At 63.6% G+C, this 13,511-nt stretch carries 14 protein-coding genes and 1 riboswitch; of the genes, 4 read left to right on the top strand and 10 right to left on the bottom strand.

Annotated elements, in window-relative coordinates; genetic code table 11:
* Window positions 1-40: 40 nt before the first annotated feature.
* The 4 genes from art_RS17810 to art_RS17795 form a co-directional block, all read right to left on the bottom strand.
* A complete protein-coding gene (locus art_RS17810) occupies window positions 41-1,060 on the bottom strand; it encodes a DUF2804 domain-containing protein (RefSeq protein WP_038467027.1) in 1,020 nt (339 codons plus the stop codon).
* Entirely contained in the window at window positions 1,057-2,904 is a 1,848-nt protein-coding gene (locus tag art_RS17805; protein WP_038467024.1) for a glycoside hydrolase family 2 protein, read from the bottom strand. The genes art_RS17810 and art_RS17805 overlap by 4 nt, the downstream gene beginning before the upstream one ends.
* Window positions 2,901-4,232, bottom strand: a complete 1,332-nt coding sequence (locus art_RS17800; protein WP_038467022.1) for an MFS transporter — start codon at window positions 4,230-4,232, stop codon at window positions 2,901-2,903. The genes art_RS17805 and art_RS17800 overlap by 4 nt, the downstream gene beginning before the upstream one ends.
* 135 nt (window positions 4,233-4,367) lie before the next feature.
* Window positions 4,368-4,955 (bottom strand): helix-turn-helix domain-containing protein, encoded by a 588-nt coding sequence (locus art_RS17795; RefSeq protein WP_038467019.1) that lies wholly within the window; start codon window positions 4,953-4,955, stop codon window positions 4,368-4,370.
* Window positions 4,956-5,148: 193 nt separating this feature from the next.
* Between art_RS17795 and art_RS17790 the strand changes: the two genes are divergently transcribed.
* A complete protein-coding gene (locus tag art_RS17790) occupies window positions 5,149-6,621 on the top strand; it encodes a sodium:solute symporter (protein ID WP_082000592.1) in 1,473 nt (490 codons plus the stop codon).
* A 177-nt stretch (window positions 6,622-6,798) separates the two neighbouring features.
* A riboswitch (SAM riboswitch) is annotated at window positions 6,799-6,909 on the top strand.
* 12 nt (window positions 6,910-6,921) lie between these two features.
* Window positions 6,922-7,209 (top strand): hypothetical protein, encoded by a 288-nt coding sequence (locus art_RS22395; protein ID WP_038467013.1) that lies wholly within the window; start codon window positions 6,922-6,924, stop codon window positions 7,207-7,209.
* Between the two features lie 66 nt (window positions 7,210-7,275).
* Here art_RS22395 and art_RS17780 read toward each other — a convergent pair whose 3' ends face one another.
* From art_RS17780 to art_RS22385, 3 genes are all read right to left on the bottom strand, one after another.
* On the bottom strand, window positions 7,276-7,503 hold the full coding sequence (locus tag art_RS17780) for a hypothetical protein (protein ID WP_216699563.1): 228 nt from the start codon (window positions 7,501-7,503) through the stop codon (window positions 7,276-7,278).
* A 51-nt stretch (window positions 7,504-7,554) separates the two neighbouring features.
* Complete coding sequence (locus art_RS22390) at window positions 7,555-7,788, bottom strand: biotin/lipoyl-containing protein (protein WP_038470871.1); 234 nt, start codon at window positions 7,786-7,788, stop codon at window positions 7,555-7,557.
* Between the two features lie 89 nt (window positions 7,789-7,877).
* A complete protein-coding gene (locus art_RS22385) occupies window positions 7,878-8,114 on the bottom strand; it encodes a hypothetical protein (RefSeq protein ID WP_038467011.1) in 237 nt (78 codons plus the stop codon).
* A 202-nt stretch (window positions 8,115-8,316) separates the two neighbouring features.
* Here art_RS22385 and art_RS17765 point away from each other — a divergent pair, with 202 nt between their 5' ends.
* On the top strand, window positions 8,317-9,408 hold the full coding sequence (locus tag art_RS17765; protein WP_082000407.1) for a VIT1/CCC1 transporter family protein: 1,092 nt from the start codon (window positions 8,317-8,319) through the stop codon (window positions 9,406-9,408).
* Between the two features lie 92 nt (window positions 9,409-9,500).
* On the opposite strand, the gene art_RS17760 is transcribed toward art_RS17765, so the two are convergent.
* Entirely contained in the window at window positions 9,501-10,616 is a 1,116-nt protein-coding gene (locus art_RS17760) for an LOG family protein (RefSeq protein ID WP_038467007.1), read from the bottom strand.
* Window positions 10,617-10,807: 191 nt separating this feature from the next.
* On the opposite strand from art_RS17760, the gene art_RS17755 reads away from it, so the two are divergent.
* Window positions 10,808-11,116: a rhodanese-like domain-containing protein gene (locus tag art_RS17755; protein ID WP_038467004.1), complete on the top strand. Its 309-nt coding sequence runs from the start codon at window positions 10,808-10,810 to the stop codon at window positions 11,114-11,116.
* Between the two features lie 204 nt (window positions 11,117-11,320).
* Here the strand turns inward: art_RS17755 and art_RS17750 are convergent, their stop codons facing one another.
* A complete protein-coding gene (locus art_RS17750) occupies window positions 11,321-12,148 on the bottom strand; it encodes an aldo/keto reductase (protein WP_038467001.1) in 828 nt (275 codons plus the stop codon).
* 25 nt (window positions 12,149-12,173) lie between these two features.
* Window positions 12,174-13,403: an MFS transporter gene (locus art_RS17745; RefSeq protein WP_038466998.1), complete on the bottom strand. Its 1,230-nt coding sequence runs from the start codon at window positions 13,401-13,403 to the stop codon at window positions 12,174-12,176.
* Window positions 13,404-13,511 lie beyond the last annotated feature (108 nt).

Genomic DNA, 13,511 nt, shown 5'->3' with positions numbered 1-13,511 from the left:
GTTCCCTGGCCGAGGCACGAGGTTAGGGAGGGCGTGGGGATCACCAGCGGTTGTGGACGTCCTCGGCCCAGCCAAGGATGCCGGCCACCCGGATGCGGTTTCCGGCGCTGTCGGCGATCTCGCCGTCGTAGTGGCCAAAGCACTGGTGGGTGTTGTTGCCCAGGAGCCCCAAGTTGATGGCGGAGACCTTGTCGTAAAACGGTGTGAAGATGAGGTCCGCCGACTGGCCGTGAATGTGCCACGGCGCCAGCCATTCGGTGGTGTTGTAGTCCCACACCAGGTTTTCGCTGATCTTGTGCAGCCTGCCGTCCACCAGCAGTGAGTTTTCGGTGGCACCGGTGCCGTCGGTCCATTTGGAGCCGAGCTGGATGCCGATCACGCGCCCGTCGGTGGTGCCTGAACCAGCACCCCAATTCCAGTGCATCGTGTAGGGCCAGCGGCCGCGGCCATGGTCCAGGACGGCCCAGGACTCTCCCGCCGGAATCTCGAACCCGATGCCGTCAACGGACAGGGTGCCGCTGGCCGGGCGGGCAACATCCTTGACCGTGTACTGGAACTGGCGGTCGTTCCACGGCACCACAACGCCCAGGGACTCGTGGCCTGCGGGCCTGGCAGCCATAATGTCCAGCCGCACCCGGGGTGTCTGGGCACGCAGCCGAGTCCCGCCGGGAACCTCGATGATGTCAATGCTCAGATTCTTGCTCCGTGCTTGGGCAGGCCCCTCCCCCATCGACGGCGGCAGGGTGGCGCTGCCGCCCAGCATGCCCGTCACGTTTGCGCCAACCGAAACTCCGGTGGTCCGGTCCAGCACCCACAGTTCATGCACGGCTGCATAGTCCAGGGAGGAAACCGTCAAGGCCGCAATGTGCGTTGGAGTCGTGAGCGCCCAATATTCCCAGCGTTTGTTCCGCCCCCACCGCTGGCGCCCACGGCCAATGCCGGAGGTGTCGTGCAGCGGCGTGCGCGTCCACCCCACAGCTTCAGGGTTGAGCCTGCCGTTGGGGAGCGTCAGTGCCACGGGCGATGTTATTTCTTTTTCAACCAGCATGTCCGCTGTCATGGCATTCCCTTGTGGATAGTAGGTTTGAAGCTCAGTTGCGCTGTCACGGATTGCACCACGGCGTCGGGGAGCTTGGCCACCCTTCTGTCATAGCTGAGCAGTCCGTTGAGTTCGTCTTCGACGTCGGAAAGTTGGGTATAGACGGTTGCGGACAGCCCGTCCGCGAGGGCCGGTACGATCTGCTGTTCATGGAGCCGGGTGAACGCGCCAGCCAGCGCGGCGGCGTTACGGTACCTCCGGTAGCCAAATTCGCGCGCGCTGAAATCATGACCAGGCATCCGCAGGCTGTATCCGCCATATTCGGAGAGCACGACGGCGCGCGGGTCCGCCCGCCACCGCTTCCGCAGCTTAAACGGGGTGAAATAGACGTGCAGGCTTTTCAGGTCTCCGCCGCCCTGATCATGCCAGCCGCTGGCGTGATCGACGGTGCGGTGCGGATCCAGCCGCCGCAGCTCCGCGGTGGCGGCGAGCGCATCGAACTGTCCCCAACCTTCATTGAAGGGCACCCATACGGCCAGCGAGACCACGTTGCGCAAATGCTCCACGGTTTCCCGCAGTTCAGCCATGAAGTCTGCGCGGCCACGCGCATCGGCCCGGCCGAATTTCGCGTGTTTGTTGTCGCTGAGGCGCATGGGCAGCAGCACGGGAGCAGTAATGACGGGTGCCTTGTAGTTGGTACCGCCATTGACCAGGTCCTGCCAGACGAGGATGCCTAGACGGTCGCAGTGGTAGTACCAACGCAGCGGCTCGATCTTGATGTGTTTGCGCAGCATGGTGAAGCCCAGCCGCTTGGCCGTGGAGATGTCGTGGATCATGGCTTCATCCGAGGGCGGGGTCAGAAAGCCGTCGGACCAGTAGCCCTGATCCAGCAGCCCGGCGTGAAAGTACGGTTCACCATTGAGCAGCAGCCGGGTGACCCCGTTGGCGTCCGGCCCCGTACCGAAGGAACGCATGCCGAAGTAGCTCGTGAGGTGGTCATCCCCCAGGGCCACCCCCACGTCGTAAAGAAACGGGTCCTCCGGCGTCCACGGGCGGACCCTGCCCAGGGTAATTCTCGTGGGCACGTTGACGTCAACGGCAGCGGACAGGAGTTCCCCGGCGTCGTCGCTGATGACCACGTGGGCCGTTTGGGCATGCCCGACGGCGGTACCCGCACCTTGGGTGCACACTGTCACCTGCACGGAGTGCCCGGCGAGGTCCGGAACCAGCACGAGCTTGTCAACATGCACCGCGGGCACGGATTCCAGCCACACGGTCTGCCAGATGCCCGACTGGGCTGTGTACCAAATACCCCCGCGCTTGAGCCGTTGTTTGCCCCGGGAATGGTAGGACGTGTCGCTGTCGTCCTGGACATCGACCCGCAGGATGTGGAGGCCGGTCGGCCCGTGCGCGCCGAGCTGCAGTGCCGCCGTGATGTCCAGGGTGAAGGGCAGGAAGCCTCCGCGGTGCCCACCAACAGCAACCCCGTTGACGGTGACAGTGCAGCGCTGGTCCACGGCACCAAAATGCAGCAGCACGCGGTCCCGCTGGAAACCACCGGGCAGGGTGAAGTCCCGCCAATAGCGCAGGGTCTGCCCCGGTTGCAGCTGGCGACGCACACCGGAGAGCGGGGTTTCCGGTGAGAAGGGCACCAGGATCTCACCGTCGGCGGCGCCCGGCGCAACGCCGTCGTGCATCCCATCGAAACCCTGCGTGCCCGGGCCGGTGATGGCGTAGTGCCAGGTGCCGTTGAGGTTCAGGTAGCTGTCGCGCACGAGCTGGGGCCGCGGATATTCTGCCAGCACCGCATTCGGATCCAGGGCTTGCCCCCACGGAGTAAGCCGCGGCGGCCGCAGCCCGCTCATGCCGGCGCCGCCAGGGCAGTGGCGCGGCGCAGGCGCAGTACCGGGAGCACGGTGAAGACCGCAACGGCGGCGGCCGCCAGGAAGATCCACGGCGTCGGCACGGACTTCACCACGCCCAGGTCAACATATGTTTCGGCCGCCCCGGCAATGACCGCCGCCCCCACAAACGGGCCGACGACCATGGGCACCATGATGGCGAAGATCATCCGCAAGCCCTGAACGTTGCCCACCCGCTCCGGCGGCGTGTAGTCGCGCACCATGGCCGAGATCGCCGCCGTCGTCAGCATGAACCCGGACATCATGATGGTTCCGGCCAGCATCACCGGGCCCGTGCCGCGGGCAAAGAACATGCCCACCAGGCCGATCACCAGGATCGCGGTGGCCGGCATGACGGAGACGAGCTTGCCAATCCTGTCAATGATGCGGCCGCCGAGAATGCTCAGCACCGCGGAGGACACCAGGACCACGGCCAAAATGATCGCGTAACCGTCAATCCGCAGGTACCTCTGGATGTAAATGATCAGGTAGGGCAGGAACACCTGGGTGCAGGTGCCCACCACCAGCCAGGCCGTGAGCGCCCAATACAGGCGGGGATTCGCGCGCATCACCGAGGGGCGCAGGCCGTGGACGACCGAGCGCAGGTAGCTGTCGCCACTGACCACCAGGGCGGGCGAATCGCGGACCAGGAACCACGCGAGCACACCAATCAAGGCTGTCACCGCCCCAATGATGCCGAAGAAGAGTTTCCAGTTCCCGCCCTGGGTCAGTCCGTCCAGCAGCCCAAAGATCACCAGCATGGACAACAGCGGCATGACCGAGAGGACACCTTCCACCCGGCCCCTGTTGACGGGAACCGTGGATTCGGTGACCCAGGCGTTGAAGGCGGCGTCGTTGGCGCCCGAGCCGAAGAAGGACATCACGGCATCCAGCAGCACGATCGCAATGATGGCCACCACTACGGCATTGGCGGCGGGCAGGATGGCGGCCACGGCACTGGTCTGGACGAAACCGAACGCGGCCGTGCAGGCGCCCCACAAAACATAGCCGGCGGCGATGAAGATGCGGCGCCGGCGGCGCCGGTCGGAGGCTGCACCGATCAGGAACGTGGCGGCTGTGGCGACAACGGCGCTGGAGGAAACCAACAGGGCCAAAACGGCCGGGTTGGTGCTGATGGTGTTGTAGACAAACACGTTCAGGTACATGTTTTCCACGGTCCAGGCCAGCTGCCCGGCAAAGCCCACAATAATGAGGGCCAACCATGTCCGGCTGCCCAGGCGGGGTGCGGTCCCGCCGGCCTGCCTCGCGGTGGTTGGTTGCGTTCGGCTCACAAATACCCCTTAGTGTGATATGGCTCACGCCAAGACTACCGCACGGTAACATTCCCTCGGAGCCGGAGTAAACCCAGCCAGGCCTGGCGCGGCGGGGCCGGCTTGCGTCGGGCGGACTAGGAGCAGAAGCGTCAGCTAGCTTGGCCCGGAACCTGACGCTGCCGGCACCAGGATCCACAAGGCCTCAACCGGGTAGGCCGTGCGGTTTTCCCAGCTATGCGGCTCGCGTCCGGGAAACGACAGCGTGTCCCCCGCCTTCAGGTCATAGGACTCTTGGGTCATGCGCAACGTCAGTTCCCCGCTCATGATGTGCAGCACGTCAACGTCACAGTCCACGGCATACAGCTCCGATTCACCGCGACCAAAGGGCTCAATGGTGGCCCCCAAGATCTGCAGGCGCCGCTCCGAGCGCGAGGTCAGCAGCCGCTCGACGATCCCCTCGCCTCCGAGGGAGATGCGCGGCCCCTCGCCCCGTCGGGTCAAATGGGTTTCCGGGGCGGCAAACAGTTCGCCGATGGAGATCGAGAGAACTTGGCACAAGGTCACCAAAGAGGCCACACTTGGAGAGGTTAAATCGCGTTCAACCCGGCTGAGGAACCCTTTTGTCAGCCCGGTTGCATCGGCAACCTGCTCAATGGTGAGCCGCTGGTCCTGCCGTGCCGCGCGAATGCGCGATCCGATGGCAACGGGTTCGGCGCTTGGTTCCAGGGGCAAAGCTTTCATGGCGGCTCCTCGACAACTTAACTGCCCCTTGTTTTTAAGCGGCGCATTGACTGTTACTACCATCACAGTTTAGCCTAATAGACAACAATTGTTGCTCAAGAGGCAATTCTTTCTGGGGACTCCCTATCTACTTCGCACACTGGAGCATCGCGTGGACTTGAACATTGCCATAGTCGTCTTATATTTGGTGGCCATGCTGGCTTTCGGCTGGTGGGGCAAATCGCGGACCAAGAACAACAGCGACTTCCTCGTCGCCGGCCGCCGCCTGGGTCCCTTCCTCTACACCGGGACCATGGCCGCCGTCGTTCTTGGCGGGGCCTCCACGGTGGGAGGGGTGGGGCTAGGCTACAAGTTCGGCATCTCCGGCATGTGGCTCGTGGTCGCCATCGGCGTCGGCGTGCTGTTGCTGAGTCTGCTCTTTGCGCCCACACTGCAGAAGCTGAAGATCTACACGGTCTCGCAGATGCTGAGCCTGCGCTACGGTCAGGAAACCACCAAGGTTTCGGGCATCGTCATGCTCGCGTACACCATCATGATTTCGGCAACCTCCACCGGCGCCTACGCCACCATCTTCGTGGTGCTGTTCGGCTGGGACCGCTGGCTGGCCATCGCCGTCGGCGGGGCGATCGTGCTGATCTATTCGACCATTGGCGGCATGTGGTCCATCACCCTGGCCGACCAGGTGCAGTTCGTCATCAAGACCGTGGGCGTCTTCCTGCTCATGCTGCCGTTCGCATGGAACGCCGCGGGCGGCATTGACGGCATCCGCGAGCGCGTGGATGCCAGCTTCTTCCAGTGGGACGGCATCGGCACCCAGACCATCATCACCTACTTTGTGGTGTACACGCTGGGCCTGCTCATCGGCCAGGACATCTGGCAGCGCGTCTTCACCGCCCGCACACCGGAAATTGCCCGCTGGGGCGGCGCCACGGCAGGCATCTACTGCATCCTGTACGGCGTTGCCGGCGCACTGATCGGCATGGCCGCCTCCGTGGCCCTGTCCGGCCATGTGGAACTTAAGGACGACGTGTATGCGCTCGTCGCCACGGAACTGCTGCCCATCGGCGTCGGCGGCATCGTGCTGGCCGCCGCCGTGGCCGCCATGATGTCCACCGCCTCCGGCTCGCTCATTGCCGCCGCCACGGTGGCCCGCAAGGACGTCATTCCGTTCGTCGCCAGCTGGTTCGGCAAGGACATCGACAACTCCGATTCCACCAACCCGGAACACGACATCAGGGCAAACCGCTGGTACATCCTGGTGATCGGTGTGCTCGTTGTAGGCATCTCCATTGTGGTCAACGATGTGGTGTTCGCCCTGACCATCGCCTACGACATCCTCGTCGGCGGCCTGCTCGTGGCCATCATCGGCGGCCTCGTCTGGAAGCGCGGCACCGGCCTGGGCGCCGCCTGGTCCATGGCCGTCGGCTGCGTTGTCACCATCGCCTCCCTTGTCATCTACGCCACCGGCATCATCCACAGCGCCGACGGCATCTACGCCAACGAGCCCATCTACTTCGGTCTGGCCTCCTCGCTCATCGTCTACGTTGTAGTCTCGCTGCTGACCCCTGAAACCCCGGCCCACATCCGCAAGGCCTGGGATGACCGCCTGGCCGCGGCAGCCACCGATTCCAACCCGGACGAGGAAGTTCCCGCACTGGCGAAGTAGCTTGCCCCTTTACATCTGACCCGCATAAAACGGTGAAAATACGCGATTTCGCGTCGATTCTCGTCGTTTTCTGCGGGTCAGATCTTTTATGGGCCAAGAAGTTCGACGGCGGTGGGTTCCGTAATATGTGACGGAACCTCCCGCCGTCGTGCTTTAACGACGTAGTGTTGGAGGCAGCTTCAAGAGATGCGGTGCCAAGCTCCGACTGGCCGCACGCCAACCCCATGCTTCACGGGTGGTTCGGATGAGGAAGCGGCCGGCGGAAACCTCCGTTGGCAAGAGCAAGCAAAGGTTAAAGCCATGTCTCTTTCAACTGTCGCCACCGCAAAACCCGCCACTGCCGCCGCGAAAACACAAGGAATTGCCGTGCTGCCCGCCGTTGATGCAAATCTCGGCGCTGTCACCTTCCTGACCCCAAAAGGCCACCACGCGTACTGGTCGCCGGAGCCGGCTCAGCTCATTTCCGCGCTGGCCAACGCAGTCCGGCCTGCCCGCTGGATTCCCGAAATCGGAACCCTTGTGGTCACGGTTGCGCAGACGGGTGTGCGGGCCGGGCGCGGCATTGGCTTCCGGCTGTCTGCCTACTGATCGGCTGCCGGCAGGAATTTTCCAGCCGCCGGATCCAAGCATTGGTGCTGGAACGATCCCTTGGGCCTAGAAATATGGCTGGGTAATGAGTTCGAGGCCATGCCCTGCGGGGTCCCTGAAGTAGACGCCGCGTCCGCCGTGCTCGGTGGTCGTCTCGCCCGAACGTGTCATTTGCGGGTTGGTCCAGTACTCGAGCTGCGCTTCGATGGGGCGCACGAGTGCCCTGTCGAAGTGCCCGTCGTCCACCCGCAACGCGTAGTGCTGCATCTGAATGTCGACCGACCAGGCGCACAACTCCGAGGGCCTCCGGACCGAGACTCACCAGAGGCTCGGCTCACGGAGAAGTTAGGGCTCGATGACGGCAATCACCGCACCCTGTGCCACCTCGTCGCCTTCTTGTACCGCCCAGTTCAAGGTGCCGGAGACCGGGGTGTTGACCTCGGCGTCGAACTTGTCAATCGTAACCTCGGCGATGATTTGATAGGCGACGACTGCACTGCCGTTGGGGGCACGCCATTGCAGCAGGACTCCCGGTTCGGACGGGTCTCCCGTCATTATGGGGAACAGAACTTCACTCATGTAGTGGCCACCGTCCGGATCGCGGCCGCCTTGCACACGGCCGTTGGCCCACAGCATATTCCAGTTCCGGGGTGCAGGGAATGGTCGGCTCAGCTGTTGGCGGCCTGCGCCTTGGCTGCCTTGTTCCCGGCTGCCGCACTGATGGAAGCCCACGTGGCGCCAAGGACCGCAGCGGAGCTGGCGGCCATGACCAGCATCCCTGCGTTTCCCTTGACGAGACCTGCGATGAACAATGCCGCCATGCAGGCCAGGCCCATGGCCATCCCGATCCGCATGACGCGGGTGGCGTAGTAGTCGTGGGTCTTGGTCTGCTGGGTACTGGTCATGAGATTCTCCTCGGTTGAAACATCTTGTTGGACTGAAGCGTTGACACAACTCTACGAAAGTACTTTCCATTGTGTCAAGTACTTTCTGAATACATCTTTACGCAGGATTTTCCGGTGCGCCGAAACCTTCCCGCTAGGTATCCCGGCCGAAAAACCGCTAGAATCCGGGCTACAGTGAGGGCTGACTTTGAGGAGCTTCACCATGCCTGAACGAATTCTTACCACCGCTGAAATTAAGCGCTGGCGCCAGTATTTGGCCGATGAGCGCGCCGAGGCAGCTGTGTATCGCGACCTTGCCAAGCGCCGCGAAGGGGAAGAGCACACCATCCTCATGGCGCTGGCAGCAGCCGAGGGGCGGCACGAACAACACTGGTTGGACTTGTTGGGCGAGCACGCCGCTCAGCCCGTCCGTGCGTCCTTGCACAACCAGTTCCTGGGCATGCTTGCTCGCCGCTTTGGTTCCGTGTTTGTCCTGGCCCTGGCCCAGCGTTCGGAATCCCGGTCGCCCTACGCCACCGATGCCGATGCAACCGATGCAATGGCGGCCGACGAAGCCATCCATGAGGAGGTTGTCAGGGGCTTGGCAACCCGGGGACGAATCCGACTCTCCGGCTCCTTCCGTGCGGCCGTATTCGGTGCGAATGACGGGCTGGTCAGCAACCTGTCCCTTGTGGTGGGGATGGCCGCCACCGGCGTGGGCAGCTCGGTGGTGCTGTTTAGCGGCATTGCAGGTCTTCTCGCTGGCGCGTTGTCCATGGGCGCCGGCGAATTCGTCTCCGTCCGCTCACAACGCGAACTCCTCGACGCCTCCCAGCCCACTCAGGTCACCCTGTCGGCAGCCCCCTCGCTGGACCTTGAAAATAATGAGCTGGTGTTGGTCTACCTCGCCCGGGGCATGTCCCGGGAAGCCGCGGAACACCGGGCAGCAGAACGGATGGGCCAGTTCACCTGCGACTGCGACCCCAGCCTCTCGCTGACGCCGGAGAAGTTTGAGGAAGCCAGCGAGCACGAAACCCTCGGCACGGCCTGGGGAGCGGCAAGTTCCAGTTTTTGTTTCTTCGCATCCGGCGCCATCATCCCCATCATTCCGTTCCTCTTCGGGATGACAGGCATCGGCGCGCTGCTACTTTCCTGCGTTCTGGTGGGCATCACACTCATGGGAACCGGCGCCGTGGTGGGGCTGCTCTCCGGCGCGTCCCCGCTGTGGCGCGGCCTGCGCCAGCTGGCCATCGGCATGGGTGCAGCCGCCGCCACGTACCTGCTGGGCCTGCTCTTTGGCGGCTTGGTCGGCTAGCACCCCGGACCGACAGTCAGCCTTGCCGCATTTTCGATGCCGATCCCGCTTTCTGAACTCGCCCATTCCGGGCTCAGAAAGCGGGGTCGGCATCATTTTCGGGCGAGCACGTCGCAGGCCTCTTCCACGGTGTCCACCACGAAAACAAAGTCCTCCATGATCCGCGCCTGTGCCAGCGTCTTCAACAACGGCATCACAGGGACCTCGACTTCCCAGTACTTCCGGCCCACCAACACCATGGGCGCAACGGCTCCCTCGGCAGCGTAATAGTTCTCGCAGGCGTCTTGGAAAACTTCCTGCACGGTGCCGGCAGCCCCCGGCAGGAACACGATTCCGCCGCGTGAGCGCTCCAGCAGAATCGCCTCACGCAGGGCATTGGTGAAGTACTTCGCGATGGAACTGGCAAAGACATTCGGCGGCTCATGCCCGTAAAACCAGGTGGGAATGCCCAGACTTGGCGCACCCTCCGGATAGGCGGCAGTCACCCCAAATGCCGCCCTGGCCCACTCGGTGACCGAGGGGCGGAAGCCGGGGACGGCAGCCAGGGTCAGCAGTGCGCAGTCCAAGGTCCCGGCGTCGTACATTGAAAGGTAGGCACCCAAGTTTGCGGCCTCCATGGCACCGGGACCGCCGCCCGTTGCGACCAGGAACCCGGCCCGACTCAGGGCCCGTCCCAACTGGGCCGCCTGCGCGTACTGTTCGCTGCCGCGCGCCGCCGCATGCCCGCCCATCACGCCAACTACCGGCGCCGACTGCAGCGCCAGAAAGTCGTCAAGCGCGTCGGAGATGGCGTGGTCGTGCATCGCGGTGGCGAGTGTGGAGTGCAGGGCAGGGCCGGTTTGCAGGCTCCACTGGTAGATTTTAGCGTCCGGCACGGCTTCGTATTCACCGGTGAAAATACCGTCAAAAAGCTCGGCGCCCGTGTACAAGTGGCCTCTGTAGGCGTTGAAAGGAATGTGCGGCAGGGCGGGGAAGACCAGCGCACCGCGGCCCCGCAGTAGCTCCTCCACACCGCCATCGAAGGTGCAGCCCATGAAAATGGCGCCCGAGGCGTGCAATTCCACGAGTGCGCTGGAGCGCAGGCGCAGGTCCACCGATTGGAAGTGCCAGCCGGCCATGGACTTGGCGCCGCCTGAAACCAGTGCGTCAAAACGGTCGAGCGCTTCGATTTCAATCGTGCGGGCCTGTGGGGCGAGAGGTGCGTTCACGTGTACAGCCTAGCGGCCGTGGGGCTCCGGGCGAGCGTGCGAGCAGCGGGGAGGACGGTGGGCGCCAGCGGCCGAGGGACGGGCAGTTTGCGGGCACCAGGGCCCGTCCAATCCGGCATAGGCTGGAGGGACTTCATGGATGCACGACGCCGGACCTTGGCACCGCACCCACCCCACCTTTAGGAGCACACATGCAGGAAGTCACGACCGCTGACATTTTGGCAGCAGACCCCGACGTCCAGATTATCGACGTCCGCGAAGCCGCCGAACTGGCCACAGGCATGATCGAGGATGCCGTCCACATTCCCTCCGGCGAAATCCTGGCCCGCGTGGCCGAGCTGGACAAGTCACGGCGCATCATTGCCGTGTGCCACGGCGGCGGTCGAAGTGGCCGGGTTGCCGAGGCGCTGACCGAACTTGGCTACACCGCCGACACCTTGATTGGTGGCATGAGCGGCTGGGAGGCCGAAGAGCTGCCCATGGTGTCTCCGGAGGCGTAGCCCCGGTTCCGGTGACCGCACTGCGAGTCCCACCGGCCCGAACGAAAAATGCCGCCGTTTGACGTTATTGCCCTAGTTCAAACCATGGCAATTGCGTCAAACGGCGGCATTTCTCACAAACGGCGGCATTCTTGCGACGCGACCTTCACATCGCCCGGCTGCACCATTCAGCCCAGCCGACAGGCTTGCACCAGCTCAGCCGGTTCATCCGTTGAAGGTGGCAGGGTTGGGGCCGGTGCGGCCGTCGCGCTCCAGGGCGTCGATGGATGCCATTTCCGAATCACTGAGTTCAAAGTCCAGGATGTCCAGGTTTTCGCCCATGCGTGCCGGGGTGACCGACTTCGGAATGATGATGCGCCCCTGCTGTAGGTGCCAGCGCAGAACAACTTGTGCGGGTGTGCGCCCGTGCGCTGCGGCAGCGTCAAGGACAGCCGAATCTCCTAGGACGGTGCCCTGGGCAAGCGGGCTCCACGCCTCGGTGGCGATGCCATGTGCGGCATCGGCGGCCTGGATGTCGCGCTGCTGCAGGGCGGGGTGGACCTCTACCTGGTTCACGGCCGGGACGGTTCCGCCCACGGCGATGAGCTTTTCAAGGTGTTCCGGCAGGAAGTTGGAGACGCCGATCGCCCGCAGGCGGCCCGCCGCCAGCAGTTCCTCCAGCGCCTGCCACGATGCCAGGAACGCGTCCGTTGCCGGTGCGGGCCAATGGATCAGGTACAGATCAAGGTAGTCGAGGCCCAGCTTGGCCAGGCTCGCATCATACGCGGCCAGGGTTTCCTCACGGCCAAGATCGGAGATCCACACCTTGGAGGTGATGAACAGTTCCTCGCGCGCCAGTCCGGACGCTGCGATCGCCCGGCCAACGCCCTCCTCGTTCCCGTAGATCGCGGCCGTGTCGATGCTGCGGTACCCGGCAGCCAGCGCCGCCACAACAGCTTGCTCGGTTTCGTCGTTGGGCACCTGGAAGACGCCAAAGCCGATCTGCGGCATGGCCACGCCGTTGTTCAGCGTGATGGTGGGAATGACTGTCATGTTGTTCTCCTAATTGGTCGAAAAGCTAGAGTGCTGGAACTTTTGAAGGGACGACGGCGTGGGCCGGCTCGGGTTCGACGGCACCTGCCGGCCGGGGTTCTGACGCGGCAAGCTTCCTGCCATTGGCGGCCGCGAAGGCCATGACGATGATGGCAAGCACTGTCAGCCCGGCACCTGCCCAAATCGGTGACGTATAGCCAAGCCCGGCCGTGATGGTCACGCCGCCGAGCCAGGCTCCCAACGCGTTGCCTATGTTGAACGCACCAATGTTGGCGCCGGATGCGAGGGTGGGGGCCGCCGTCGCATATTTCATGACCCGCATTTGCAGTCCGGGGACAGTGGCGAAACCAAACCCGCCCATCAGGAACAGGGAGGCGATGGTCGTGATTTGGTTGGTGGCCGTCAGTGCGAACAGAACCAGGATCAGCATCAGCATCGACAAAACCACGAGCAGCGTCTTGTCGACGTTTTTGTCAGCAGCCTTGCCACCGAGCGTGTTGCCAACAAACAGGCCCCCGCCAAACAGGACGAGCAGCCACGGCACGGTGGAGCTCGCGAAGCCCGAGACGTCCGTCAACGTGTACGCAATGTAGGTGAAAGCACCAAACATGCCGCCATAGCCGAGCACCGTGACGGTGATTGACAGCCAGACCTGACGGGATTTGAACGCCCGCAGCTCTCCGCGCAGCCCGGCGGCCCTTTGTTCATTGGCCAAGTTGGGCACCAAAGCCAGAATGCCGATCAGCGCGATCACGCCGATGACGGTGATGGCCCAGAACGTTGCACGCCATCCGGCCTGCTGTCCCAGGAAGGTGCCGAACGGGACACCCAACACGTTTGCAGCCGTCAGGCCGGTGAACATGATGGCGATGGCTCCGGCCTTCTTGCTGGGGGCCACCATGTCGGCGGCCACAACGGCGCCAATGCCAAAGAACGCGCCGTGACAAAGTGCCGCGATTACGCGCCCGATCATCATGGTGAGGTAGTCGGGTGAGACTGCGCAGAGCAAGTTGCCCACAATGAACAGGATCATCAGGCTGGCAAGGACGGGCTTGCGGGGCAGCCGGGTAACAGCCGCTGTCAGAAGCAGCGCACCGACGACCACGCTGAGTGCGTAGCCTGTGATGAACCAGGCTGCGGTGGCTTCGCTGACATTGAAATCCGTGGCAACCTCGGGGAGCAGCCCCATGATGATGAACTCGGTGAGTCCGATGCCGAACCCTCCGATGGCGAGGGCTATCAGGCCGAGGGGCATGACTCTCCTTCTAAAGACTTGGGACCGGGAAATAAGAAGCGTAAGGTAGTAGTTGCAGGCGCTTCATAAATTGTTGCACACGCAACTATGCCGCGCAAGCAACTAAAT

Origin of the sequence: Arthrobacter sp. PAMC 25486 (genome assembly GCF_000785535.1) — a bacterium.
In the GTDB taxonomy this organism is placed as follows: Bacteria; Actinomycetota; Actinomycetes; order Actinomycetales; family Micrococcaceae; genus Specibacter.
Note: the sequence above shows the minus strand (reverse complement) of the source record. Positions and strands in the feature narration are given on the sequence as shown.

What these genes read in the sequence shown, in the direction of transcription:
- art_RS17810 (WP_038467027.1), bottom strand. Translation starts at nt 1,060, where the DNA reads ATGACAGCGGACATGCTGGTTGAAAAAGAAATAACATCGCCCGTGGCA.
- art_RS17805 (WP_038467024.1), bottom strand. Translation starts at nt 2,904, where the DNA reads ATGAGCGGGCTGCGGCCGCCGCGGCTTACTCCGTGGGGGCAAGCCCTG.
- art_RS17795 (WP_038467019.1), bottom strand. Translation starts at nt 4,955, where the DNA reads ATGAAAGCTTTGCCCCTGGAACCAAGCGCCGAACCCGTTGCCATCGGA.
- art_RS17790 (WP_082000592.1), top strand. Translation starts at nt 5,149, where the DNA reads ATGCTGGCTTTCGGCTGGTGGGGCAAATCGCGGACCAAGAACAACAGC.
- art_RS22395 (WP_038467013.1), top strand. Translation starts at nt 6,922, where the DNA reads ATGTCTCTTTCAACTGTCGCCACCGCAAAACCCGCCACTGCCGCCGCG.
- art_RS22390 (WP_038470871.1), bottom strand. Translation starts at nt 7,788, where the DNA reads ATGAGTGAAGTTCTGTTCCCCATAATGACGGGAGACCCGTCCGAACCG.
- art_RS22385 (WP_038467011.1), bottom strand. Translation starts at nt 8,114, where the DNA reads ATGACCAGTACCCAGCAGACCAAGACCCACGACTACTACGCCACCCGC.
- art_RS17765 (WP_082000407.1), top strand. Translation starts at nt 8,317, where the DNA reads ATGCCTGAACGAATTCTTACCACCGCTGAAATTAAGCGCTGGCGCCAG.
- art_RS17755 (WP_038467004.1), top strand. Translation starts at nt 10,808, where the DNA reads ATGCAGGAAGTCACGACCGCTGACATTTTGGCAGCAGACCCCGACGTC.
- art_RS17750 (WP_038467001.1), bottom strand. Translation starts at nt 12,148, where the DNA reads ATGACAGTCATTCCCACCATCACGCTGAACAACGGCGTGGCCATGCCG.
- art_RS17745 (WP_038466998.1), bottom strand. Translation starts at nt 13,403, where the DNA reads ATGCCCCTCGGCCTGATAGCCCTCGCCATCGGAGGGTTCGGCATCGGA.